This is a genomic window from Nonomuraea bangladeshensis (genome assembly GCF_039529455.1).
Taxonomy (GTDB): domain Bacteria; phylum Actinomycetota; class Actinomycetes; order Streptosporangiales; family Streptosporangiaceae; genus Nonomuraea; species Nonomuraea bangladeshensis.
The window spans coordinates 564133-585735 of sequence record NZ_BAAAMV010000009.1; the positions used below are offsets into that span (position 1 = coordinate 564133).

At 71.2% G+C, this 21603-nt stretch carries 22 protein-coding genes, 1 tRNA gene and 1 riboswitch; of the genes, 14 read left to right on the forward strand and 9 right to left on the reverse strand.

Features of this window, described 5'->3' with window-relative positions; translation table 11 throughout:
* Positions 1 to 87: 87 nt before the first annotated feature.
* Positions 88 to 720 carry a hypothetical protein gene (locus ABD292_RS32020; RefSeq protein ID WP_344213878.1) on the forward strand — a complete coding sequence of 211 codons (633 nt, stop codon included), beginning with the start codon at positions 88 to 90 and terminating at the stop codon, positions 718 to 720.
* On the opposite strand, the gene ABD292_RS32025 is transcribed toward ABD292_RS32020, so the two are convergent.
* Together ABD292_RS32025 and ABD292_RS32030 are read right to left on the reverse strand one after the other, a co-directional pair.
* Positions 671 to 1792 carry a sensor histidine kinase gene (locus ABD292_RS32025; RefSeq protein WP_344213880.1) on the reverse strand — a complete coding sequence of 374 codons (1122 nt, stop codon included), beginning with the start codon at positions 1790 to 1792 and terminating at the stop codon, positions 671 to 673. The two genes, ABD292_RS32020 and ABD292_RS32025, sit on opposite strands and share 50 nt — an antisense overlap.
* Positions 1792 to 2484, reverse strand: coding sequence for a response regulator transcription factor (locus ABD292_RS32030; RefSeq protein WP_344213881.1), 693 nt, complete (start codon positions 2482 to 2484; stop codon positions 1792 to 1794). Before ABD292_RS32030 ends, ABD292_RS32025 begins: the two co-directional genes overlap by 1 nt.
* A 94-nt stretch (positions 2485 to 2578) precedes the next feature.
* Here ABD292_RS32030 and ABD292_RS32035 point away from each other — a divergent pair, with 94 nt between their 5' ends.
* The 3 genes from ABD292_RS32035 to ABD292_RS32045 all read left to right on the forward strand — a co-directional run bounded on the left by ABD292_RS32035 (position 2579) and on the right by ABD292_RS32045 (position 3690).
* Positions 2579 to 2752 carry a hypothetical protein gene (locus tag ABD292_RS32035; protein ID WP_329588153.1) on the forward strand — a complete coding sequence of 58 codons (174 nt, stop codon included), beginning with the start codon at positions 2579 to 2581 and terminating at the stop codon, positions 2750 to 2752.
* Positions 2749 to 2949 carry a DUF6412 domain-containing protein gene (locus ABD292_RS32040; protein WP_344213882.1) on the forward strand — a complete coding sequence of 67 codons (201 nt, stop codon included), beginning with the start codon at positions 2749 to 2751 and terminating at the stop codon, positions 2947 to 2949. Before ABD292_RS32035 ends, ABD292_RS32040 begins: the two co-directional genes overlap by 4 nt.
* Positions 2950 to 3036: 87 nt before the next feature.
* Positions 3037 to 3690, forward strand: coding sequence for a YidC/Oxa1 family membrane protein insertase (locus tag ABD292_RS32045; RefSeq protein WP_344213883.1), 654 nt, complete (start codon positions 3037 to 3039; stop codon positions 3688 to 3690).
* Positions 3691 to 3707: 17 nt separating this feature from the next.
* On the opposite strand, the gene ABD292_RS32050 is transcribed toward ABD292_RS32045, so the two are convergent.
* Together ABD292_RS32050 and ABD292_RS32055 are read right to left on the reverse strand one after the other, a co-directional pair.
* Entirely contained in the window at positions 3708 to 4142 is a 435-nt protein-coding gene (locus ABD292_RS32050; protein ID WP_329588147.1) for an ATP-binding protein, read from the reverse strand.
* Between the two features lie 142 nt (positions 4143 to 4284).
* Positions 4285 to 6153 (reverse strand): ATP-binding protein, encoded by a 1869-nt coding sequence (locus tag ABD292_RS32055; RefSeq protein ID WP_344213884.1) that lies wholly within the window; start codon positions 6151 to 6153, stop codon positions 4285 to 4287.
* A gap of 86 nt (positions 6154 to 6239) precedes the next feature.
* Between ABD292_RS32055 and ABD292_RS32060 the strand changes: the two genes are divergently transcribed.
* Complete coding sequence (locus tag ABD292_RS32060) at positions 6240 to 6809, forward strand: methylated-DNA--[protein]-cysteine S-methyltransferase (protein WP_344213885.1); 570 nt, start codon at positions 6240 to 6242, stop codon at positions 6807 to 6809.
* Here the strand turns inward: ABD292_RS32060 and ABD292_RS32065 are convergent.
* From ABD292_RS32065 to ABD292_RS32075, 3 genes are all read right to left on the reverse strand, one after another.
* On the reverse strand, positions 6775 to 8118 hold the full coding sequence (locus ABD292_RS32065) for a purine-cytosine permease family protein (RefSeq protein ID WP_344213886.1): 1344 nt from the start codon (positions 8116 to 8118) through the stop codon (positions 6775 to 6777). The two genes, ABD292_RS32060 and ABD292_RS32065, sit on opposite strands and share 35 nt — an antisense overlap.
* Positions 8109 to 8224: riboswitch (TPP riboswitch) on the reverse strand. Its footprint overlaps the gene before it by 10 nt.
* A gap of 64 nt (positions 8225 to 8288) precedes the next feature.
* Positions 8289 to 8612, reverse strand: a complete 324-nt coding sequence (locus ABD292_RS32070; RefSeq protein WP_344213887.1) for a rhodanese-like domain-containing protein — start codon at positions 8610 to 8612, stop codon at positions 8289 to 8291.
* Positions 8613 to 8638: 26 nt separating this feature from the next.
* Complete coding sequence (locus tag ABD292_RS32075) at positions 8639 to 9517, reverse strand: Fpg/Nei family DNA glycosylase (RefSeq protein ID WP_344213889.1); 879 nt, start codon at positions 9515 to 9517, stop codon at positions 8639 to 8641.
* A gap of 70 nt (positions 9518 to 9587) precedes the next feature.
* On the opposite strand from ABD292_RS32075, the gene ABD292_RS32080 reads away from it, so the two are divergent.
* Entirely contained in the window at positions 9588 to 10241 is a 654-nt protein-coding gene (locus ABD292_RS32080) for a GOLPH3/VPS74 family protein (RefSeq protein WP_344213891.1), read from the forward strand.
* Between the two features lie 19 nt (positions 10242 to 10260).
* On the opposite strand, the gene ABD292_RS32085 is transcribed toward ABD292_RS32080, so the two are convergent.
* Positions 10261 to 11571: an LCP family protein gene (locus tag ABD292_RS32085; RefSeq protein ID WP_344213893.1), complete on the reverse strand. Its 1311-nt coding sequence runs from the start codon at positions 11569 to 11571 to the stop codon at positions 10261 to 10263.
* A gap of 293 nt (positions 11572 to 11864) precedes the next feature.
* Here ABD292_RS32085 and ABD292_RS32090 point away from each other — a divergent pair, with 293 nt between their 5' ends.
* Together ABD292_RS32090 and ABD292_RS32095 are read left to right on the forward strand one after the other, a co-directional pair.
* The gene (locus tag ABD292_RS32090; protein WP_344213895.1) at positions 11865 to 13262 is read left to right on the forward strand and encodes a hemolysin family protein; all 1398 of its coding nucleotides are present in this window, start codon (positions 11865 to 11867) and stop codon (positions 13260 to 13262) included.
* Complete coding sequence (locus ABD292_RS32095; RefSeq protein WP_344213897.1) at positions 13259 to 14284, forward strand: CNNM domain-containing protein; 1026 nt, start codon at positions 13259 to 13261, stop codon at positions 14282 to 14284. The genes ABD292_RS32090 and ABD292_RS32095 overlap by 4 nt, the downstream gene beginning before the upstream one ends.
* 228 nt (positions 14285 to 14512) lie before the next feature.
* Here the strand turns inward: ABD292_RS32095 and ABD292_RS32100 are convergent.
* A tRNA-Leu gene (locus tag ABD292_RS32100) sits at positions 14513 to 14595 on the reverse strand.
* Positions 14596 to 14795: 200 nt separating this feature from the next.
* Between ABD292_RS32100 and ABD292_RS32105 the strand changes: the two genes are divergently transcribed.
* Genes ABD292_RS32105 through ABD292_RS32130 form a run of 6 tightly spaced genes read left to right on the forward strand, consistent with a single transcriptional unit; the run spans position 14796 to position 21566 of the window.
* Positions 14796 to 15536 carry an FHA domain-containing protein gene (locus tag ABD292_RS32105; RefSeq protein WP_091081864.1) on the forward strand — a complete coding sequence of 247 codons (741 nt, stop codon included), beginning with the start codon at positions 14796 to 14798 and terminating at the stop codon, positions 15534 to 15536.
* Positions 15537 to 15553: 17 nt separating this feature from the next.
* Positions 15554 to 16024 carry an FHA domain-containing protein FhaB/FipA gene (locus ABD292_RS32110; RefSeq protein ID WP_344213899.1) on the forward strand — a complete coding sequence of 157 codons (471 nt, stop codon included), beginning with the start codon at positions 15554 to 15556 and terminating at the stop codon, positions 16022 to 16024.
* Positions 16021 to 17316 carry a Stp1/IreP family PP2C-type Ser/Thr phosphatase gene (locus tag ABD292_RS32115; protein WP_344213901.1) on the forward strand — a complete coding sequence of 432 codons (1296 nt, stop codon included), beginning with the start codon at positions 16021 to 16023 and terminating at the stop codon, positions 17314 to 17316. The genes ABD292_RS32110 and ABD292_RS32115 overlap by 4 nt, the downstream gene beginning before the upstream one ends.
* Positions 17317 to 18699, forward strand: a complete 1383-nt coding sequence (locus tag ABD292_RS32120; RefSeq protein ID WP_344213903.1) for an FtsW/RodA/SpoVE family cell cycle protein — start codon at positions 17317 to 17319, stop codon at positions 18697 to 18699.
* Entirely contained in the window at positions 18696 to 20156 is a 1461-nt protein-coding gene (locus ABD292_RS32125; protein ID WP_344213905.1) for a peptidoglycan D,D-transpeptidase FtsI family protein, read from the forward strand. The genes ABD292_RS32120 and ABD292_RS32125 overlap by 4 nt, the downstream gene beginning before the upstream one ends.
* Before the next feature lie 21 nt (positions 20157 to 20177).
* Complete coding sequence (locus tag ABD292_RS32130) at positions 20178 to 21566, forward strand: serine/threonine-protein kinase (RefSeq protein WP_344213907.1); 1389 nt, start codon at positions 20178 to 20180, stop codon at positions 21564 to 21566.
* The last annotated feature ends 37 nt before the right edge of the window (positions 21567 to 21603 follow it).

Sequence of the window (21603 nt, forward strand, 5' to 3'; positions counted from 1 at the left end):
TACGCGAAGCTTGACAGCGTGACACCTGAACACCCGCCGCGGCATCGAGAAGGAGGGACCAGGGCACGGCTGACGGGCCCCACGTCGATGAAGACCGAGAAACCCGAAGATCCTCAGCGCGAAGGGCTCCGCGACCGGCTGGAGTCCATCCTTCTCCGTACGGAGAAGGCCAACTCATGGCACGACGAAGCAGCGCGGCTGCGTGGCCTGCTCAACCACGAGGGCTACGTCCCGATCCGTACGCGGCTGGTCCGCGAAGACCTGGAGTTCCTGGCGGGGGCCCGCGCCGACCTGCTCAGGTTCTCCGAGCTGGGGCTCAGGCTGCTCGACCTGCACCAGCCCCGTGACGCGGGTGGCATCACCAGCGACGCGGCGCACCCGATCCTGCGGTGCCGGAGCTGCATGTGGCGGTGGCCGTGCCCGACGTTCCGGGCGATGGTGGAGTCGTTCGGCTCCCAGCGGGACACCACCGGCGCCCAGAAAAGCCAGGACACCGCGGCCGACGGTCCGGCCCGCCCCGCCACGGAGCTCCGCATCGGCGAGGAGACGGTCCGGAGCACACCCACCACGGAGAGCACCGTCACCGCGGAGACCACCCTCAGCACGGAGACCACCCTCAGCACGGAGACCGCTCTCAGCGCAGAGAGCACCCTCAGCACGGAGAGCACCCTCAGCACAGGGGCAGCCGGATCTCGAACCGGCACCCCGGCCCGTCGTTGACCACCCCGATCACCCCGTCATGCGCCTCCACGATGCCCTGGGCGATGGCCAGCCCGAGCCCGGCCCCTCCGTCGGCGGTCGGCGTACGCGCGCTCTCCCCCCGGAAGGCCACCTCGAACACGCGAGGCAGGTCCTCCTCCGGGATGCCGCCGCAGCAGTCGGCGACCGACAGGCACGCCATGCCGTCGTCCACGGCGGCCCGCAGCACCACGGACCGGTCCGACGGGGTGTGCCTGATGGCGTTGACCACGAGGTTGCCGAGGGCGCGCCCCAGCGCGCCCGCGTCGGCCTCGACGGGCACGGCGGCGTCCGCGGCCTCGGCGGTCAGCAGCACGCCCTTGGCGCGGGCGAGCGGTTCGGCGCCCGCGACCGTGTCGGCGACGAGGTCGGCCAGCCCGACCCGCGCCCGCGACAGCCGCAGCGCCCCCGCGTGGATGCGCGACAGCTCGAACAGGTCGTCCACCATGGCCGACAGCCGCTCCACCTCCAGCTTGATCTGCCCGTGGTAGCGGGCGACCGTCGCGGGGTCGGAGACCACGCCGTCCTCCAGCGCCTCGGCCATGGCCCGCATGCCGGCGAGCGGCGTACGCAGGTCGTGGCTGACCCACGCGACCAGCTCGCGTCTGGCGCCCTCCAGGGCCCGCTCGCGGGCGTACGACTCCTCCAGGGTGTTCGCGATCTCCTGCAGCTCGGCGGGCAGCCCCTGGGGCGCCTGGAACGGCGGCTCACGTACGGCGTCCACGAGCCGGCGGCTCTCCCGTACGACCCGCTTGGACAGCACGAACGCCACCCCCAGCCCGACCAGCCCGCCGACGGCCACCACGCTCAGCACGAAGTCCTTGACCGGCCCCTCGATGATCATCTTGGCGATGATCGCCACGACGCCGGCCAGCGTGGCCGCCACGGCCACCACCACGACCACGGCCAGCATCACGCCGATCGAACGGGTGCGCAGCCGCCCCATCGCCCAGATCCCGCCGAGCGCCACCAGCAGCCCGAGCCCGGCCGCCACGGCCACGACCATCGGCAGCTCCCCGACCGCCACGGCCGGAGAGACCCCGTGCGGCGCCATCAGCCCTCCATCGGCTCGTAGCGGTAGCCGACTCCCCACACGGTGACGATCCTGCGCGGCGCGGTCGGATCCGGCTCGATCTTCTCCCGCAGCCGCCGCACGTGCACGGTCACCGTGGACGAGTCGCCGAACGACCACCCCCACACCTGGTTGAGCAGCGCCGACCGGCTGAACGCCTGGCGGGGGTTGCGCATGAGGTAGGCCAGCAGGTCGAACTCGCGGGCGGTCAGCATGACCTCGGCGCCGCGCAGGCGTACCTCGTGGGCGCCGACGTCCACCGTCAGGTCGTCGTCGCGCAGCACCCCGGTGCCGCCGGTCACGGACGCGCCCCGCGCCCGCCGCAGCACCGACTGCACCCGCAGGGCCAGCTCGCGCGGGCTGAACGGCTTGACCACGTAGTCGTCGGCCCCCGTCTCCAGGCCGACCACCCGGTCGATCTCCTCGCCCAGCGCGGTCAGCATGATCACCGGCACCGGCCAGCGCTCCCTGAGCCTGCGGCACACCTGGAGCCCGTCGAGCCTCGGCAGCATGAGGTCGAGCACCATGAGGTCGGGCGGCTGCGCGAGGGCCCGGCGCAGCGCCTCGGCGCCGTCGCCCACGCACTCGACCTCGTGCCCGTCACGCTCCAGATAGCGGGCGACCACCTCGGAAACGGTCGGATCGTCCTCGACCACCAGGATGCGCGTGTTCACCACTTCACGGTACGGCTCACGCCCCCGGGACCGCCGCTCACGTCATCACTCCGTAAGCCTCGCGGCCCCTGCCCGCAGGACGTACGGTGGCCTCATGAGTAGAGTCGTGATGATCGTCATAGGGGCCCTGCTGGGCCTGTTCGTGGTGTTCAACTTCCTGCTGCCGCTGCTGGCGGGGCTGTTCAAGCTGGCCTTGATCGTCGGTCTGATCGCTCTGGTCCTGTTCGTCGTGGTCACCGTGATGAGCAAGTCCTCCCGTTCGCAGTGACCCAGCTCCTCTTCGACCCGTGGCTGGCCGGGATCACCATGGTGGCGATCCTGCTGCTGGTCGCGTGGGCGGCCACGTTGCTGCCCGTCCTCGGCGGGGAGCCCCTGGGCTTTCCGCTGACCTACGCGCGCCGCACCGCCTTCCAGCGTCAGCGCGACCCTGACGCCGCCGGGCGGTCCCGCCCGCGCGCTCCTTAGGCACGCCCCGCTTCCCCAGGCAAGCGGGGCTCGCCGCCGGGTGAGCCCCATCCCGATCGTCCCCATGGATGGAAGGCTCGCTTTTTCATGATCGATTCTCTTGTGACGTTCGTCGTCGGCGCGGCCGGAGGCGACGCCGCGCTCGCGATCGTGCTGTTCACGCTCGCCGTACGGCTCCTGCTGCTGCCGCTCAACGTGCGCCAGGCCCGTACGGCGAGGATCCGCGAACGCCTCGCCCCCAAGCTCCAGGCGCTGAAGAAGCGTCACGCGCGCCACCCCGAGCGGCTGGCCGAGGAGACGAGGGCGCTGTACGCCGCCGAGGGCAGCTCGCCGTTCGCCGGGTTCCTCCCGATGCTGGGGCAGTTGCCGTTCCTGTGGCTGATGTACCGGGTGGCCACGCATCCGACGGCGCTGGCGGGGCACACGTTGTTCGGTGCGCCGCTGGGGCAGCAGGTGGCGGGTCTGGTGGCGAATTACGGTCTGCTCAGTGTGCCTGTTTCGGTCTTCGCGCTGGTCATCCTGCTGGTCGCGGCGGTGGCGTGGCTCTCCGCGAGGAACATCAGGGTCGGGGACGACCAGCCGGAGCTGCTCAGGAGGATGGCGAAGCTGGCGCCGTACGGGTCGATCATCGCCGTGCTGGTGCTGCCGCTCGCGGCGGGGCTCTACCTGCTGGTGTCGAACGCGTGGGCGACCGCGGAGCGGGCCGTGCTCTACCGGCGCCCCGCCGGCGCGGGCGCCTGACGCGGCTCAAGGGCCGGTCAGCCGGCCTCCTTCAACGCCGCGACCTGCCCGTTCATCGAAGCAGCCTGAGGAGCGGGCAGGATCGCCCACACCGTCGTGGTGTCGCCGTCGTGGCGCACCCCCCAGCTCTCCGCGACGTACTCCACGATGCCGAGCCCCCGCCCCCCGAGCGAGGACAGGGTCGGCCGGGCCGCCCGTGGCTCCGTCGCCGCGCCTCCGTCACTCACCGCGACCTCGATGTGCCCGTCGCTGCGCAGCCAGGCGACTCTCACCATGCCGGACGGCAGCGGGTGCGCGTGCCGCAGCGCGTTGCTCAACAGCTCGCTCACGACGAGCACGGCGTCGTCGATCGCCGTGGCGAAGACCCCGCTGTCCTGCAGGTCCGTGCTCAGACGCTGGCGGGCGACGGCGACGCTGGACGGCGCGTACGGCAGCAGCACCACGCTTGACACACCCACCTCCCCGTTCCCTGTGCCCCCCGCGGGAACACTCCCCGGTACGACCGAAATGCCCCGTTACTCGATCCCAGAAACCGCATCTCGATCACAGCTTGTACACATTGGAAGATAGATCAGCTCAACCGTGACCACCTCGTTACCGCATCGGTGTGTCGGATCCGATAGTGCCGGCGGCCTTCAGCACCAGCCGCATCCTGGTGCCCCCGCCGGGCCTCGGATGTGCGCTCACGTCTCCTCCTTGTGCCCTCGCCAGACTGCGGACGATGTAGAGCCCGAGCCCTACTCCACCAAACCTTCTCCGGTCCCCGCTGTCCACCTGGACGAACCGCTCGAAGACCCGTTCCCGGTCAGGAGCGGCGATACCGACGCCCTCGTCGTCCACCACGACCACCACGTCGTCGTCCTCCGGCCACGCCTCCACGCGGATCAGCCCGCCCTTGGGCGAGTACTTGAACGCGTTCTCCAGCAGTTGCCCGAGCACGATGTCCGTGGCGAGCGCGTCGCCGAGCACGCACGGCAGCCCGTCGCCGATCGCGACCTCCACCCGGTGCCGGTCCGACAGCACGGGCAGCCCCAGCGTGGCCGCGTGGATGCGCTCGGCCAGGTCGAACTCCTCGATGCGCACCTTGAGCTCGTCCGCCCCGGCCCGCGCGCCGAGCAGCAGGTGGTCCATGAGCTGGCCGAGCGACCTGGCACGCTCGGCGATGGTGTGCACGGCCGCGCGCCGCTCCAGGTCGCCGAGCTTGTCCCAGCGGGCGTCGAGGGTCGAGGCGAACCCCCGCACGATCGTGATCGGCGTGCGCAGCTCGTGGCTGGTCGTGGCGAGGAACAGGTCCTTCGCCTCCTCCAGCTCCTTGGCCCTGGTCACGTCGCGGAAGTCGACCACGACCTCGCCGGTCTCCTCGATCCGCGCGCCCACGACGTCCAGCCACCGCCCGGTCTCCAGCTGGAAGGTGAGCTTCTCGCCCGGCTCGGGCAGCGGGAACGGCGGCGGCCCGCCGAGCACGGTCTCCTCGGGGATCGCGGTGATCTCGGCGGCGGCCGGGTTCCAGCGCACCACCCGCCCGGCCTCGTCCAGCACGGCGATGCCGTCGGCGCTGGCGTCGAAGACGGCCCGCTCGTGGGCCCGCTGCCGTACCGCCTCCTGGTAGGCGACGGCGTTGCCGACCGCGATGCCCGCGTGCCCGGCCAGCAGCTCCAGCAGCTCCAGCTCCAGGTGGCCGGGGGTGCTCCTGGCGAACAGCGCGTAGAGCGCGCCGTAGGGCCGGCCGCCGACCGCGGCCAGGCCGAGCGCGATCGTGTGCAGGCCTTTCAGCCGCGCCCACACGAGGTCGTCGAGCCCGCTCGACTCCAGCAGGACGGTCTTGCCCGTGCGTAAGAGCCGGTCCACGAGGCTCGTCCGCAGGTCGGTGGTGGTGCCGCGGAGCCCGTCAGGCAGCTCGTACGTGCTCACCAGCCGCAGCCGCTCCCCCTCGATGAGCACGAACCCGCCCGCGTCGGCCCCGGTCAGCTCGGTCAGGCTGGCCGAGATGCGGTCGAGCACGGCCGACAGCTCCAGGTCGGAGTTGATGTCGCCGACCACGTCGGTCAGCCGGCGCACCAGCCTGGCCCGGCGCGCCATCCGGGTCTTCGCGACCTGGTCGGCCCGCGCCAGGTGGTGGACGCACACGTAGCCGGCGACGGCGCTGCCGAGCCGCAGCGCGCTGATGTCCACCCGCACGTCGAGGAGGTCGCCTGCGCTGTCGAGCCGTTTGGTGCGCACCGACACCTGGCCGCCGGTCCGTACGCGCTCCAGCGCCGCGTTGTGCTCGGCGGTCAGCTCCGCCGGGACGATCGGCGCCCGGCGGCCCAGCATCTCCGCGGCCGTCCAGCCGAACAGCCGCTCGGCCGCCTCGTTCCAGACCAGCACGGTCTGGTCCCTGTCGACCGCGACGACGGCGTTGGGCGAGCTGTCGAGCACCGCGCGGGCGATCTCGTCGTCACTACCGGCCCATTCGTCCCCCACTCCTCCATAGTGCACGTGGCGCGGTGGGTGCGTCGGGCGATCCGTCCGATACGCTGCGGTCACGACGATTCCGGGAGGGCGAGGGCATGACGAGCGGCGAACTGGACGCCCTGCTGCGCGTGACCTCCAGCACCTACCGGGGAGACGCACCCGACATCGCGTTCGGCACCTACGACGGCGCCGTGGGCCGGCTCGTGCTGGCGGTGACCGCCAAGGGCGCCGTGGCCTGCTCCTTCGAGCCGGAGAACGACGTCTTCGAGCTGATCAGCCGCACCGTGGGCCGCTTCATCGGCCCCGACCCGCGCCGCCTCGACCCGCTGCGCAGAGAGCTGGACGCCTACTTCTCGGGGCGGCTGCGGGCCTTCGCCACGCCGGTCGACCTGGCGCTCGCCACGCCGTTCGCGCGCACGGTGCTGCAGAAGACGATGGCGGTCCCCTACGGCACCACCACGACGCTGGAGCTCATCGGCGAGAGCATCGGCCGGCCGCGCGCGCTGCGGGCGATCGGCAACGCGCTGGCCTCCAACCCCCTCTGCGTGATCGTCCCCTGTCACCGGGTGGTGCGCGAGGACGGCGCGCTCGGCGACTACGCGGGGGGCGTCGCCGCCAAGCAGCACCTGCTCAACGTCGAACGGCGCGCCTCGACCGGCCCGTGAGCCACCCGGCGAGCAGCGTCACCAGCGCCGCCACCAGGGCCGCGCCGAGCGCGCCGTTCATCCACGGCTGGCGGGTGAAGCCGATCGCGTCGCGCAGGCCCGCCCAGATGCCGTCCCAGGCGGCCACGGTGGGCGTCGAGGTGGTCAGCCAGTAGGCGACGAACCCGAGCGCCCACGGCACCAGCATGCTCCAGCGCGAGGGGGCGTCCTCGGCGGTGTTCCAGTGGCCGGCGCGGGCGAAGACGAAGTAGTCCACGGCCAGCACGGCGAACATCGGCACGAAGACCGCCCCGATCACGCCGAGGAACGCGCCGTAGGAGGTCACGTCCACGACCAGGGCGATCGCGACGGTCAGCACGCCGATCGCGACGGAGAACACCCGCCGGTCCACGCGCGGCATGAGGTTCTGCAGGGACATCGTGGTCGAGTAGACGTTCGCGAACGACTGGTCGGTCTCGCGCAGCACCAGGATGCCGAAGAACAGCGCGCCGAGCGGGGCCGCCACGAACGGCGCGAAGACCGCGGTGCTGTCGGCGATGACGGCGGCGGAGCCGGCGATGGCGACCGCGTACACGCCGAGCCCCAGGCAGGCGACCTGGGCCAGCGTGTAGCCGCCGACGACGCCGGTGAACGCGGCGCGGCTGGAGCGGGAGTGCCGGGCGAAGTCGGCGGCCATCGGCACCCAGGAGACCGACAGGGCGATCACGTAGTCGACGGCGGCCGGGAACGCGGTCCACGAGCCGCCGGTGTACGTGGGGGCCTCGTTCAGGAAGAACCAGGCGAACCAGAGCATCGAGATGATCACGCCGACCGTGACGTAGCGGCGCAGCAGCCTGATCGAGCCGAGCGGCCAGATCGTCAGCGCGGTGGTGAGCACCCCGGCGACGATCACCCACACCTGGTAGGGCACCCCGCCGAAGATCGCGGTGGCGGCCTTGGCGATCACCCACAGCTCGAACGCCCCCCAGCCGAGCATCTGGACGATGTTGAGCACCGTGGGGACGTAGGAGATCTTCGCCCCGAACAGCCCGCGCAGCAGCACCATGGCGGGCTGCCCCGTCCGCGTGCCGGGGACGGCCGACAGACCGACCATGGCGGTGCCGATGAGGCTGCCGACCAGGGCCGCGACGAGCGCGCCCGCCAGGCTGAGCGGGGCGTTGCCGAGGGGGTCGAGCAGGAACAGCGCCCCGGAGAAGCCGAGGAGGCTGACGCCGAGGTTGGCCCAGAGGGCGCCCTGGTCGAGGACGCCGAGCGTCTTCGGCGGAGCGCCGTCGAGGGTCAGGGGGACTTCGTCGGCGACATGCGCCATCGCACACTCCCTACGCCGGCATTACCCGGACAGGTTCAGGCGGTCGGCAGCGGCTGGTCAGCTGCCCTCTCAGCCCGGCGAACCCCGAGCTCCCGCGACGATCTGTAGTTTTCGCCCTCATGATGCCTCAATGGCGCCAGAAGCGCCATATGAGGCTCTTCCTCGGCCGATCAGGCCACGAACGGGTCCTGACCGGTCTCGCTCACCATGGGCCGGCGCGCGGCCTCCCACGACTGCATGCCGCCGCCGACGTTGACGGCGTCGCGCCCGAGCTGGTTGAGCCAGGCCGCGACCTGCAGCGACCGGCCGCCGACCCGGCAGACGACGTAGACGGTGCGGTCGGCCGGGATCTCCTCGACCCGGCCCTGGATCTGGGTCATGGGGATGTGCACGGCCTCCGGCGCGTGGCCCGCGAGCCATTCGTCCTGCTCACGCACGTCGAGCAGGTAGGCGTCCGCGGGGACGGCGCTGGCCTCGGTCTCAGGAACGGTCATGCTTCCATTGTCCCGCCCGCGCGGAGCTATTTGAGCAGCTTGGACATCCGCCGGTCGGCCAGGGGCTTGCCGCCCGTCTGGCAGGTCGGGCAGTACTGCAGCGAGGAGTCGGCGAACGACACCTCGCGGATCGTGTCGCCGCACACGTCGCAGGGCTGCCCCGCCCGGTTGTGCACGCGCAGGCCCGACTTCTTCTCCGCCTTGAGGTCCTTGGCGGCCAGGCCGTGCGCCCGCTCGACGGCGTCGGCGAGCGTCGTGACGATGGCCTCGTGCAGGTCGGCGACCTGCGCGTCGGTCAGCGTCCCGGCGATCTTGAACGGGGACATCCGCGCCGCGTGCAGCACCTCGTCGGAGTAGGCGTTGCCGATGCCCGCGATGACCTTCTGGTCGCGGAGCAGGCCCTTGATCTGCGTGCGGTTGCCGCCCACGATGCGCTTCAGCGCGTCCACGGTGAAGGCCGGGTCGAGGGGGTCGGGGCCGAGGGCGGCCACGCCGGGCACCTCGTCCGGATTTTTCGTGACATAGATGGCTAGCCGCTTCTGCGTCCCCGCCTCCGTCAGCTCGAACCCCGGCGCCTGCCCGTCGTCGTCGGGCGCGAAGCGCACCCGCGCCGCGAGCGGGCCCTTGCCCGGCCGCACCGGCTTGGCCCCCGACATGTCGTCGCGCCAGCGCAGCCATCCGGCCCGCGCCAGGTGGAAGACCAGGTGCAGCCCGTCACAGTCGAGGTCGAGGAACTTGCCGTGCCTCGCCACCCCGGTGACGGTGAGCCCGCCGAGCGCCGTGACCGGCGGATCGAACGTCTTGAGCGCCTGGATGCCGACCACGTCGATGGCCATGATGGACCGGCCCACCGCCCGTTCGCGCAGGAAGTGGGCCAGAGACTCCACTTCGGGAAGTTCCGGCATGCCCCCAGAGTACGGTGCGCACCGGACCATCCACAGCCTGTGGAAAGCTCCGGGCGATTAGTGTCGGGGCATGAAGGTGACGATCGCCGAAGAACTCCTCCTGCTCGCGTACAGCGAGGACGAGGGCAAGCAGCTCATCAGCACCGTGCAGCTCGACCCCGCGCTGGCCGGCGCGCTCCTCGCCGAGCTCGCCGTCGAGGGCCGCGTCGAGCTGACGGACGACAGGCTCGTGCTCATCGACTCCGCGCCTACCGGGGACGACGAGCTGGACGCCGCGCTGAGCCGCCTGGGCGGCGAACGCAAGGAGCGCAAGCCCGCCTGGTGGGTGCAGCGCCTGCAGTCGCACAAGCTGCGGGCGCGCCTGCTGACCAGGCTCGCCCAGTCCGGCGTGCTGACCGAGCAGCGGGGCAAGGTGCTCGGGATCTTCCCCGTCACGCGCTGGCCGGAGGCCGATCCCAGCGTGGAGGCCGACGTCAGGGAGCGGGTGGCGAGCGTGCTCGGCGGCGCGGAGCCCGACCCCCGCACCGCCGTCCTGATCGCGATCATGCACGCGGCCAAGCTCGACCGCAAGGCGTTCCCCGGGGCGAGCAAGGAACGGGTGAAGGAGCTCGCCGAGGGCGCCTGGGCGGGCGACGCGGTGGCCAGGACGATCGCGGCCATCAACGCCGCCACCATCGCCGCGATCACCGCCACCACGGTCGCGGCCACCGCCGGCGGCGGCTGACCGGCCGGGGCGCGGAGCCTCAGTTGGCGTCGATCACTTCCTTCGGCACCGGCTTGTCCTCCTTGAGCGCGTCGAACAGGGCGACCGCCTTGGTGCGGTCCCACTTGATCGCCGTGCCGCCGCTCGCCACGGCCTCCTCCCCGCCGAAGGGCACCACCGTCGTCACCGGGCTGTCGCCCATGGACAGCCCGAGCGACAGCATGTCGAACACGCCCGTGTCGGTGTCGACCTCGACGGCGTCGGTGGCGCTCATGGCCAGCGGGATCGAGGTGAACGGGTTGATCAGCACGCCGGGGCTCGCCGCCTTCTTCACGACCGCGCCGAGGAACTGCCGCTGCCGCTTGGTCCGCTCGAAGTCGGGCAGCGCGCCGCCCTTCCTGGTGCGTACGTAGCCGAGTGCCTGGGAGCCGTTGAGCACCTGGGTGCCCTTCTTCAGCTTGAGCCCGGCCTTGGGGTCGTCGACCGCGGCCCGTACGTTGATCTCGACCCCGCCGACCGCGTCCACGATGTCCACGAACCCGGCGAACCCGATCTCCATGTAGTTGTCGATGTGCAGCCCGGTGACCGTCTCCACGGTGCGGACGAGCAGCTTGGGTCCGCCGAAGGCGTAGGCGGAGTTGAGCTTGTCGCGGCCCCTGCCGGGGATCGTGACGGCGGAGTCGCGCGGCAGGCTGACCAGCGTGGGCCTGTCGCCGCTGTCGGGGATGTGCAGCAGCATCATCGAGTCCGTACGCTGCCCGACCGCCCGCCCGGTCGCCAGCTTCTTGCGCTGGGCGGCCGAGAGGCCCTTGCGGCTGTCGGAGCCGACCAGCAGCCAGTTGGTGCCGGGGGTGTCGTCCGGGCGGCCCTCGTAGGGGTCGAGCACGCCCTCGATGCCGGTCAGCCGCGAGTTGACCCAGAAGAGCAGGCCGATGCCCGTCACCAGCAGCGCCACCAGTGCCGCCGCGATGATCTTGACGATGAGCCGGCCGGACGGCCGCCTGCGCGGCCCCCGTGGCGTCCCGCCGCGGCCCTGCTCGGGCGGTTCGCCGCCGCCGCCCGACGACGAGCGCAGCGGCCGGACCGGGCCGCCGCCGCCGCCGGAACGTTCCCGGCCGTAGACGCGCGAGCGCCCCTGCGCCGGCGCGCCGTCGTTCGCGGCGCGCGGGGACGACGGCTCGGGCGCCTGCGGGACGGTGGGAAGCTTGTGGGTGGGCGCGTTCGCCCCTCTCAAGGGCGGCGTCTGGTGGGCGGGAGCGCCGCCCGAGCGGAGGCCGTCGTCCGGCCTCGGCGGCAGCGGGCGCCCGTCGCCCGGCGAGCGCATGGCTCGCGTCCGGTCGTCCTCAGACACTTCGCCCTCTTCCCCTTCGGTATGTCATAGACGGTACGTCGATCCCCCCGACTGTGCGGAGTGCCGCCAAGGTTGCTCCACGGAAAAGTACCGGGAACCAAAAGATCGTAAGCGGCGCGGACGCCCTCGAATGACCCTTGTGACGGGTGTGACGGAAGCAGCGGCGGAAACATAGACGCCGCCTGCGTCGTTAGTTAAGGGACGACCTCTATCGAAGGGATGATCGTGTCCGCTCCGGACCCGTGGAGTCCATGCCCGTGCCGGTGCACGGGTTCCTCTGAGGGCTCACTGCGGTGAGCGCCTATCTCGGGCTACTGGCCCTGTTCCTCCTCACCGCCGCGACCGGATTCTTCGTCGCCCAGGAGTTCGCCTACGTCGCCGCCGACCGGGGTGTCCTGCGCGAGCAGGCCGCCGCCGGTGACGCCGCCGCCGACAAGGCGCTCAAGGTCACCTCGCGCCTGTCGTTCATGCTCTCCGGCGCCCAGCTCGGCATCACGGTCACCGCGTTGCTGGTCGGCTTCCTCGCCGAGCCGGCGATCTCCGTGATCGTCCGCCCCTGGCTGGAGGGGACGGGCATGTCCGACACCATGATCTCCGGCGTGTCCGTGGCCTGCGGCGTGCTCGTGGCGACGGTGGTGCAGATGGTCCTCGGCGAGCTGGCGCCCAAGAACCTGGGCATCGCCAGGCCCGAGCCGGTGGCCAAGTTCCTGGCCCGGCCGACGCTGGTGTACCTGGCGGTGGTCGGCCCCGTCGTGCGGCTGTTCGACTCGGCCGCCACGGGCCTGCTGCGCCTGGTCGGCATCGAGCCCGTGGAGGAGGTGGAGCACGGGGCGACCCCCGAGGAGCTGTCGCGCATCATCGAGGAGTCGACCCGCGCGGGCGAGCTGCCCCCGCGGCTGTCGGACCTGCTGGAGCGGGCGCTGGAGTTCGGCGACCGCACCGCCGAGGAGGCCATGGTGCCGCGCCCCCGCGTGGTCGTGCTGCGCGAGTCGCAGCCCATCTCCGACCTCCTCGGCGTCATGCGCGAGCGCGGCCACTCCCGCTACCCGGTGCTGGCCGAGGACGGCGACGTGCTGGGCGTGACGGGCGTCCGCGAGCTGCTGGCCTCCGGCCTGGAGGAGGGGCGCGTCGGCGCGGTGACCCGTCCCGCGCTGCTGGTGCCCGACAGCCTGCCGCTCCCGCTCGTCCTCGACCGCATGCGCGGCGCCAAGGACGACATCGTCTGCGTCATCGACGAGTACGGCGGCCTGGCCGGCGTCATCACCGTCGAGGACCTCGCCGAGGAGCTGGTGGGCGAGCTGCTGGACGAGAACGACCCCGAGCCGCTCGGCGCCGTGCAGCGCCCCGGCGGCGTCTGGGAGGTGCCGGGACGGCTGCGCCTGGACGAGGTCGAGCGCGCCACGGGCCTCAGCCTGCCCGAGAGCGACGACTACGACACGCTCGCCGGCCTGGTCCTGGCCCGCCTGGGCCGCCTGCCCGACCCGGGCGACGCGGTGTCCGTCCCGGTCACCGCGGACACGGACGACCCCTTCGAGGAGGACGAGGGCGGCCGTACGGCCCGCCTGACGGTGATGTCGCTCAACAGACGAGTGCCGGAGTGGGTCCGCGTGTCCCCAGAGGAACAGCCGGCGGAACAGCCGGCGGAACAGGCTGCTGAGCAGCGGGGCGAGTGGGCGGAGGCGGCCCGATGACGCTGCTGCTCCTCAGTCTCGCCCTGCTCGCGTTCAACGCCCTGTTCGTGGCCGCGGAGTTCGCCTTCGTCTCGGCCCGCCGCCACCGGCTGGAGGAGATGGCCACGGGCGGCAACCGCCTGATCCGCGTCGCCGCCAAGTCGGCGGTCGGCGGCGGGCGGCAGCTCTCCCTCATGCTGGCCGGCGCGCAGCTCGGCATCACCCTGTGCACCCTGGGCCTCGGTCAGGTCACCGAGCCGGCGCTGGAGCACGCGATGGAGCCGCTGTTCGCCGCTCTGGGCGTCCCCGAGGGCCTGCGCCTGCCGATCTCGCTCACCATCGCCCTGGCGCTGGTGACGTTCCTGCACATGGTGGTCGGCGAGATGGCGCCGAAGTCGTGGGCGCTGACCCACCCCGAGCGGGCGGCGCTGCTCCTGACGCTGCCGTTCCGCGCGTTCACCAGCGCGATGAGCCCGCTCCTGCGCTCGCTCAACGCCCTGACGAACGCCATACTGCGCCTCTTCGGCGTCCAGCCGAGGAACGAGCTGGCGACCACCCGCACCCCTCGCCAGCTCGCCATGCTGGTGGGCGAGTCGGGCCGCATGGGCCTGCTCGACCGCGAGGAGCACGACCTGCTCACCCGGGCGCTCCGCCTCCAGGCGGAGGGCATCGAGCGGCTGATGGTCCCCATCGAGCGCGCGGTGAAGGTCGGTGTGAAGGCGACCGGGCGGGAGATCAGGAAGGCGGCCGCCGGCAGCGGGCACCTGAGGCTGCTCGTGGAGGGCCCGTCGGGCGTCGAGGGCGCCCTGCACGCCAGGGACGCCCTCCTGCGGCCCGAGGCCACCGCGGAGTCGCTGAAACACCCCCTGCCGAGGCTGGCGTGCGTCACGCAGGTGCCGGAGGCCGTGACGGCCCTTCAGGACGCGCGGGCGCACCTGGCCCTGGTGACGAACGCCGCGGGCGCCGTCATCGGCATGGTGAGCCTCACCGACCTCCTGGGCGAGCTCCTGGACACCAGGGCGGCAGGGGCCACGGCGGGCTGAGCTCGGGTTCCCTCGTGCCGGCTCGTCGCCGAGCCGGCACGAGAAAGCCCTTTTGTGAGCTAAATCACGCAAGCCACCCGAAAGTGATCTGCAAGCGGAGCCATCTACCGTCCTCCTTGCGGAGCGCGGCCGTGCGCACCAGGGCCCGACAAAGAAAAAGCCCCGGCTCTTGCGAACCGGGGCTGCTTTCGTCAGTGTGGGTCTGCCGATTTCATCGGTGACCCGAGGTGGGCGAGGAGGGATTTGAACCCTCACGTCCTTTCGGACACACGGACCTGAACCGTGCGCGTCTGCCGTTCCGCCACCCGCCCTTGTGGGTGCGGAAAGAACATTAGCACGGAACAGCCAGTGGTACTGAACCCGGATACGATCGCATAAGACACGGGAGCGGAGGAGCTGGGCGCGACAGCCGACGGGCGCCGAGGAACGCCGCCACGTGGAACAAGCGGAAACCGGGCGCCGGGCGCGCCTGGGGGCCGCGATCATATGCACGGAGGAAGGGAGGTACCCGGTGGGAGTCCTTCAGCGCTTCGAGCGAAGGCTCGAGGGCTTGGTTGAGGGAGCCTTTGCGCGGGCGTTCAAATCCGATCTCCAGCCGGTCGAGGTCGCCAGTGCGGTTCAGCGTGAGATGGACGAGCGCGCGGCGATCGTGGCCCAGGGTCGGACGCTCGTGCCCAACGACTTCGTGGTGGAGCTGTCCACGACCGACAGCGAACGGCTTGAGGTCTACGCCGACAGCATCAGCCACGAGCTGGCCAACCTCGCCAGGGAGTACGCCAAGGAGCAGGGCTACTCCTTCGTAGGACCGGTCCGGGTGCGTTTCGAGACCGCCGGCGATCTGGCTGTGGGCCTGTTCCGCATCCGGTCGGGGGTCATCCGCGGCGCGACGGTCGAGCAGGACGAGATCCGCCAGCCGGCGAGCGACCTGCCTCCGTCCCGGCCCAACGCGTTCAACGGGCGGCCCAGGCTGCTCGTGTCCACTCAGGACGACCCGCAGGGCGACCGCTCCTACGAGCTCACCACTCCGGTGACCTTGCTCGGCAGGGGCACCGACTGCGATCTTCGTCTCGTCGATCCGGGCGTCTCCCGGCACCACGCCGAGCTGCGCGTCGAGGGCCAGACAGTGGCTCTCGTGGATCTCGGATCGACGAACGGAACCTTCGTCAACGGCCAGCCGGTACGCAGGATCGAGCTCCAGAACGGCACGCGAGTGACGCTGGGTCGCACGACTCTGGTTTTCCGGCGCGATTAGAGGTAAACAGACGGTCCATGTCCGAGCTCACGCTGCTGCTGATCCGGCTAGCCTTCCTGGCGGTGCTGTGGTTCTTCGTCATTGCCGCAGTCGGCGTGATCCGGACTGACTTGTTCGGTTCACGCACGGCTCCCGCGGCCCCGCGCAAGGCGCCACGGACCACGAAGGCACCGGCGAAGCCCAAGAGCAAGAAGGGCGAGCCACGCCAGCTCATCGTCACCGGTGGCCCGCTGCAAGGCACCACCATCGACCTCACGGAGACGCCCATCACCATTGGCCGGGCGAACGACGCCACGCTGGTAGTCAGCGACGATTACGCATCCAGCCGGCACGCCCGGCTCTTCCCACAGGACGGCCAGTGGATCGTGGAAGACCTCGGCTCCACCAACGGCACATACCTCGACCGCAACAAAGTCACCCGCCCGACCCCGGTGCCGCTCGGTGTTCCGATCCGCGTCGGCAAGACAGTCATTGAATTGCGCAAATGACCATCGCACTCCGCTACGCCGCCCGCTCGGACGTCGGCCTCCTCCGCGAAGGTAACGAGGACTCGGCGTACGCCAGCGGCCGCCTGCTCGCCGTCGCCGACGGCATGGGCGGGCACGCACACGGCGAGGTGGCGAGCTCAGTCGCCATCGCCGCCATGGCCTCTCTCGAAGAGGCCCCCCAGGGGGGTGACCTGCTCAACGCCATTGAGGCAGCGGTACGCGATGCCAACCGCAGGCTGCACGAGATGGTGGGCCGGGATCCCAGCCTCAAGGGCATGGGCACGACGCTCACGGCCATGCTGTGGAGCGGCACCCAGGTAGCCCTCGTCCACGTGGGAGACTCGCGCGCCTACTTGCTGAGACGCGGCGAGCTCTACCAGATCACCCATGACCACACCCTGGTCCAGCAACTCGTCGACGACGGGCGCATCACGCCGGAAGAGGCCGCCACGCACCCGCAGCGCTCGATCCTGCTGCGCGCGCTCGACGGCAGCGGCGAGGTCGATCCCGACCTAACGCTGCGGGAGGCGCAGGTGGGCGACCGCTACCTGCTGTGCTCCGACGGGTTGTCAGGGGTGGTGAGCGCGGAGACGCTGCACGCCACGCTCACCAACATCGACGACCCCGAGGAGGTCGTCCGCCAGCTCATCGACCTGGCCAACCGCGGTGGCGGGCCGGACAACATCACCTGCGTGCTGGCCGACGTCCTGGAGATCGACGATGGGCAGCCGGTGCCCGCCGAGGCCGCCGTCGTCGGCGCGGCGGGGATGACCCGGCTGCATGGCGCCCCCCAGGACACCCAGCCGGGGCGAGCCGACGCGGTGACCGCGCCCCAGCCGGTCCTCATTGACGACGACTTCGGAGAGCCGGTCGCCCAGCGGCCGGCCGGCCGGCGTCGTCGCCGGATGTGGCCCGTGCTGGTCACCGTGCTCGGCGTGGGCGGCGCGGCCGTCGGCGTCGGCGGCTACTTTGGATACCAGTGGACCCAGGACCAGTTCTTCGTCGGCGCTAGGGGCGACGAAGTGGTCGTTTATCGGGGGGTGCAGAAGGAGGTGGGTCCCTTCCAGCTCTTCAGTGTCTCCCGGCCGACCGGGCGGCAGCTCTCCCGGCTGTCCGAGGCCGATCAGGCGCTGGTCAAGAGCGGCATACCGGTGACCAACGCCGACGCGGGCGTGGAGAAGATCAACAGCTTGAAGTTCTCCACGAGCCAGGCCGACGACGGCTCGACGACGGCGTCCCCGTCCCCCACGCCGTCGGCGTCCGCGACCAAGACCAAGACGAAACCGCAATAGATGAGCGAAGTCGCAGCTTCCCCCGTCCCCATGCCGGCCAAGCGCCGGGTGGCCCAGCTCGTGATGCTGGCGCTCGCGGTCCTGATCGTCATGGGCGCCTACGCCAACGTGGGCCTCGCCGTGGACGGCCGGGTGCCCGCGGGCATGCTGGCCTACGGTCTCGGCCTGGGCGGCATCATGCTGGTCGCCTACCTCGTGCTGGCCAAGTTCGCCCCTTGGGCCGACCCGCTGATCCTGCCGCTGGTCACGCTGATCAACGGCCTCGGCCTGGTGATGATCTACCGGCTGGAGTCGGCCAAGATGGCCGGCGCGTCGGCCGCCAGCCAGATCATGTGGACCGGCCTCGGCGTCGTGATGTTCGCCGCCACCCTCATCGTGCTGCGTGACCACCGCATGCTGCAGCGCCTCACCTACACCGCGGGCGCGATCGGGCTGGTGCTGCTCGCGATCCCCGCGCTGCTGCCCGGCTCGCTGAGCGAGGTCCAGGGCGCCAAGATCTGGATCCGCATCGGCGGCTTCTCGATCCAGCCGGGTGAGTTCGCCAAGCTGGCGCTGGTGGTCTTCTTCGCCGGCTACCTCGTGGCCAAGCGCGACGTGCTGGCGCTGGCCGGCCGCAGGCTGCTCTTCATCGACCTGCCCCGGGCCCGCGACCTCGGCCCCGTCCTCGTGACGTGGGGGCTGAGCCTGCTCGTGCTGGTCTTCGAGAAGGATCTCGGCACCTCGCTGCTGCTGTTCGGCACGTTCATCGCGATGATCTACATCGCCACCCAGCGCACCTCGTGGGTGCTGATCGGCCTGCTGCTGTTCGTCGGCGGCGCCTATCTCGCCGGGCTCGCGTTCTCGCACGTGGGCGACCGGTTCGAGATCTGGCTCGATCCGGGCAACCCCGAGTTCTACGACCGCGAGATCGGCGGCAGCTACCAGATCATGCAGGGGCTGTTCGGCTTCGGCGCCGGCGGCATCCTCGGCACCGGGCTCGGCCAGGGGCATCCCGAGCGGATCCCGTTGTCGTTCTCCGACTTCATCTTCGCGGCCACCGGCGAGGAGCTGGGCCTGACCGGCCTCATGGCGTTGCTCATGCTCTACGCGCTGCTGGTCGAGCGGGGGCTGCGCACCGCGCTGGCGGCCCGCGACCCCTTCAGCAAGCTGCTCTCGGGCGGCCTCGCGTTCCTGCTGGCGTGGCAGGTGTTCATCATCGTCGGCGGCGTGACCAACCTCATCCCGCTGACCGGCCTGGTCACCCCGTTCATGTCCCAGGGCGGCTCCGCCCTGCTGGCCAACTGGATCCTCATCGCGCTGCTGGTACGCACGTCCGACGCCGCCCGGCGCCCCCCACCCCAGGCGATCCAGAACGAAGGATTGACGCAGGTGTTCCAGCGATGAACAGCACACTGAAGCGCGTGTCCGTGGCCTGCCTGGCCATGTTCGCGCTCCTGATGATCAACGTGAACTTCCTGCAGGCGGTGCGGGCCGAGGAGCTGAGCGCCGACGCGCGCAACATCCGCAACTTCTACGAGCGCTACTCCATCGAGCGCGGGCGGATCACCGCCGGCGGCAAGGTGATCGCGCAGTCCGTGGAGACCGACAGCAAGCAGTTCAGGTTCATCAGGCAATACCCCGACGCCAAGCTGTACGCGCACGTCACCGGCTTCTTCTCGCCGGAGAGCGCGAGCGCGATCGAGGCCAGCGAGAACAAACTGCTCGACGGCTCCAGCGCCGACCTGCTGCTGCGCCGCAGCATCGACCTGTTCACCGGCGAGCCGACCAAGGGCGCCAACGTCGAGGTCACGATCAACCCCAAGGCCCAGAAGGCGGCCTACGACGCGCTGCGCCAGAGCGGCAAGCGGGGCGCGGTCATCGCGATCGAGCCCAAGACGGGCGCGATCCTCGCCATGGTGTCGCTGCCCACCTACGACCCGACCGAGCTGTCGGGCACCGACAAGGGCAAGGTGTTCTCCCGCTACGACGAGCTGGCCAAGGCCAAGGACCAGCCGCTGCTCAACCGGACGATCGGGCAGACCTACCCGCCGGGGTCGACGTTCAAGGTCGTGACGATGGCGGCCTACCTGGAGGACGATTCCGACCGCGGGCCCGACACGACCGTGGACGCGCCGCAGAACCTCCCGCTGCCCGGCACGAACATCAGCCTGCCCAACTACGGTGGCGCGGCCTGCGGCTCCGGCTCGGTCACGCTCACGTACGCGCTGGAGAGGTCCTGCAACACGCCGTTCGGCAAGATGGGCATGGAGCTGGGCTACGACAAGATGAACGAGCAGACCGAGAAGTTCGGCATGGGCACCCAGATCGGCGTGCCGATGTCGGTGGCGCAGAGCGACTTCGGCAAGGAGGAGGACAAGGCGGCGCTCGCCATGGCCTCCATCGGCCAGCGCAGCAACCGCATGACGCCGCTGCAGATGGCCATGATCGCGGCCGGCATCGCCAACAACGGCACGGTCATGAAGCCCTATCTCGTCAACAAGATCACCGACTCCAAGGGCGACACGATCGACGAGGCCGACCCCGACGAGCTGACGGACGCGGTCAGCGAGGAGACCGCCGGCAAGCTGCGGCAGATGATGGTCAGCGTCGTCCAGAACGGCACCGCCAACCTCGCGCAGGTCCCGGGCGTCCAAGTAGCGGGAAAGACGGGCACCGCGGAGACGGCCGACGGCCAGCCGCCGCACGCCTGGTTCATCTCCTTCGCGCCCGCCGACGACCCGAAGATCGCGCTCGCGGTCATCGTCGAGTCCGGTGCGGCCAACGTCGGCGCGGAGGCGACCGGCGGCCACACGGCCGCCCCGATCGCGAAGGCCGTGCTGGAGGCGGTGCTCACCAAGTGACCGACGGTAACCTGCTGGATCATGCGGCTCCGTAACCGCTACCTCCTGGTCTCCCGCATCGCCATGGGCGGTATGGGAGAAGTGTGGCGTGCCCGGGACGAGCTCCTGGGCCGCGAGGTGGCCGTCAAGATCCTCCGAAGTCACATCCACGTCGACCCGGCCTTCCGCGAGCGGTTCAGGAACGAGGCCAGGATCACCGCGTCCCTGGCCGACCCCGGGATCGCCCAGGTCTTCGACTACGGCGAGCAGAGCGATCTGGCCTACCTCGTGATGGAGCTGGTCCACGGGGAGCCGCTGTCGGCCATCCTGGCGCGCAACGGCGCCATCGGGGCCGAGGTGACCCTCGACGTGGTGCACCAGACCGCCAGGGCGCTGCACACGGCGCACGCGGCGGGCGTCATCCACCGCGACGTCAAGCCGGGCAACCTGCTCGTCACGCCCGAGGGCGTGATCAAGGTCACCGACTTCGGCATCGCGCGGGCCCTGGAGGCGGCGCCGGTCACGCAGACCGGCACCGTGCTGGGCACCGCCCAATACGTCAGCCCCGAGCAGGCGCAGGGCTTCCCGCTCACCCCGTCGACCGACCTCTACTCGCTCGGGGTGGTCGCCTACGAGTGCCTGGCCGGGCGCACGCCGTTCCTGGGTGACAATCATGTGGCCATCGCGCTGCGGCATCTCAACGAGGCGCCCAGGCCGCTCGGCGTGGACGTGCCCGCGCCGGTGCGCGAGCTGGTGATGAGGCTGCTGGCCAAGGATCCCGGGCTGCGGCCGGGGACGGCGATGGAGGTGGCCGATCGGGCGTACGTGCTGCGCGAGTCGCTGGCGGCCGCCGCCGAGCGGCCCGCCGAGCTGAGCATGCTCACCGACCCCGGCGGCTTCCGCGTACGCGAGCCGTCGCCGGAGGACGAGCAGGAGACCGACCTGGTCACCCCCACAGCACCCGACGAGACAGCGCCCGACGAGCACGCCACCGGGCGGGCGCCGGCGAGGCGGCGCCGCCGGGGCGCCCGTACACTGGCCGTGGTCGCCACGGCCGGCTGCGTCGCCGCGGTGGGGCTCAGCGCCATGACCCTCGCCGCCCGGACCCCCGGCATCACCGCCACGCCAGGCACCGCGGAGCCGACGCCCCCGGTGCCCTCGCCCGCGCAGGTGCGGCCGGGCAGGACCAAACCGCGGACCCACCGGCCCCCGGTGGTTCCGGTCAGGTCGTCGCGGCCTACACCCTCGCGGTCGGCTACGGTAAGCAAGTCGGCTACTCCCACAAGAAAGCCGACCCCCAAACCGACCCCGACGACGCGAACCCCGACGCCTACCCCCACAACCCCGAAGCCCACCACAACCCTGACAACTCCGACACCGCCCGCTTCGCCGGATCAGGGTGCGACAAACACGCCCGAGGAGGAGACGTGACGCGCCAGGGGGTCGATGATGGACACCGGCGGCCCCC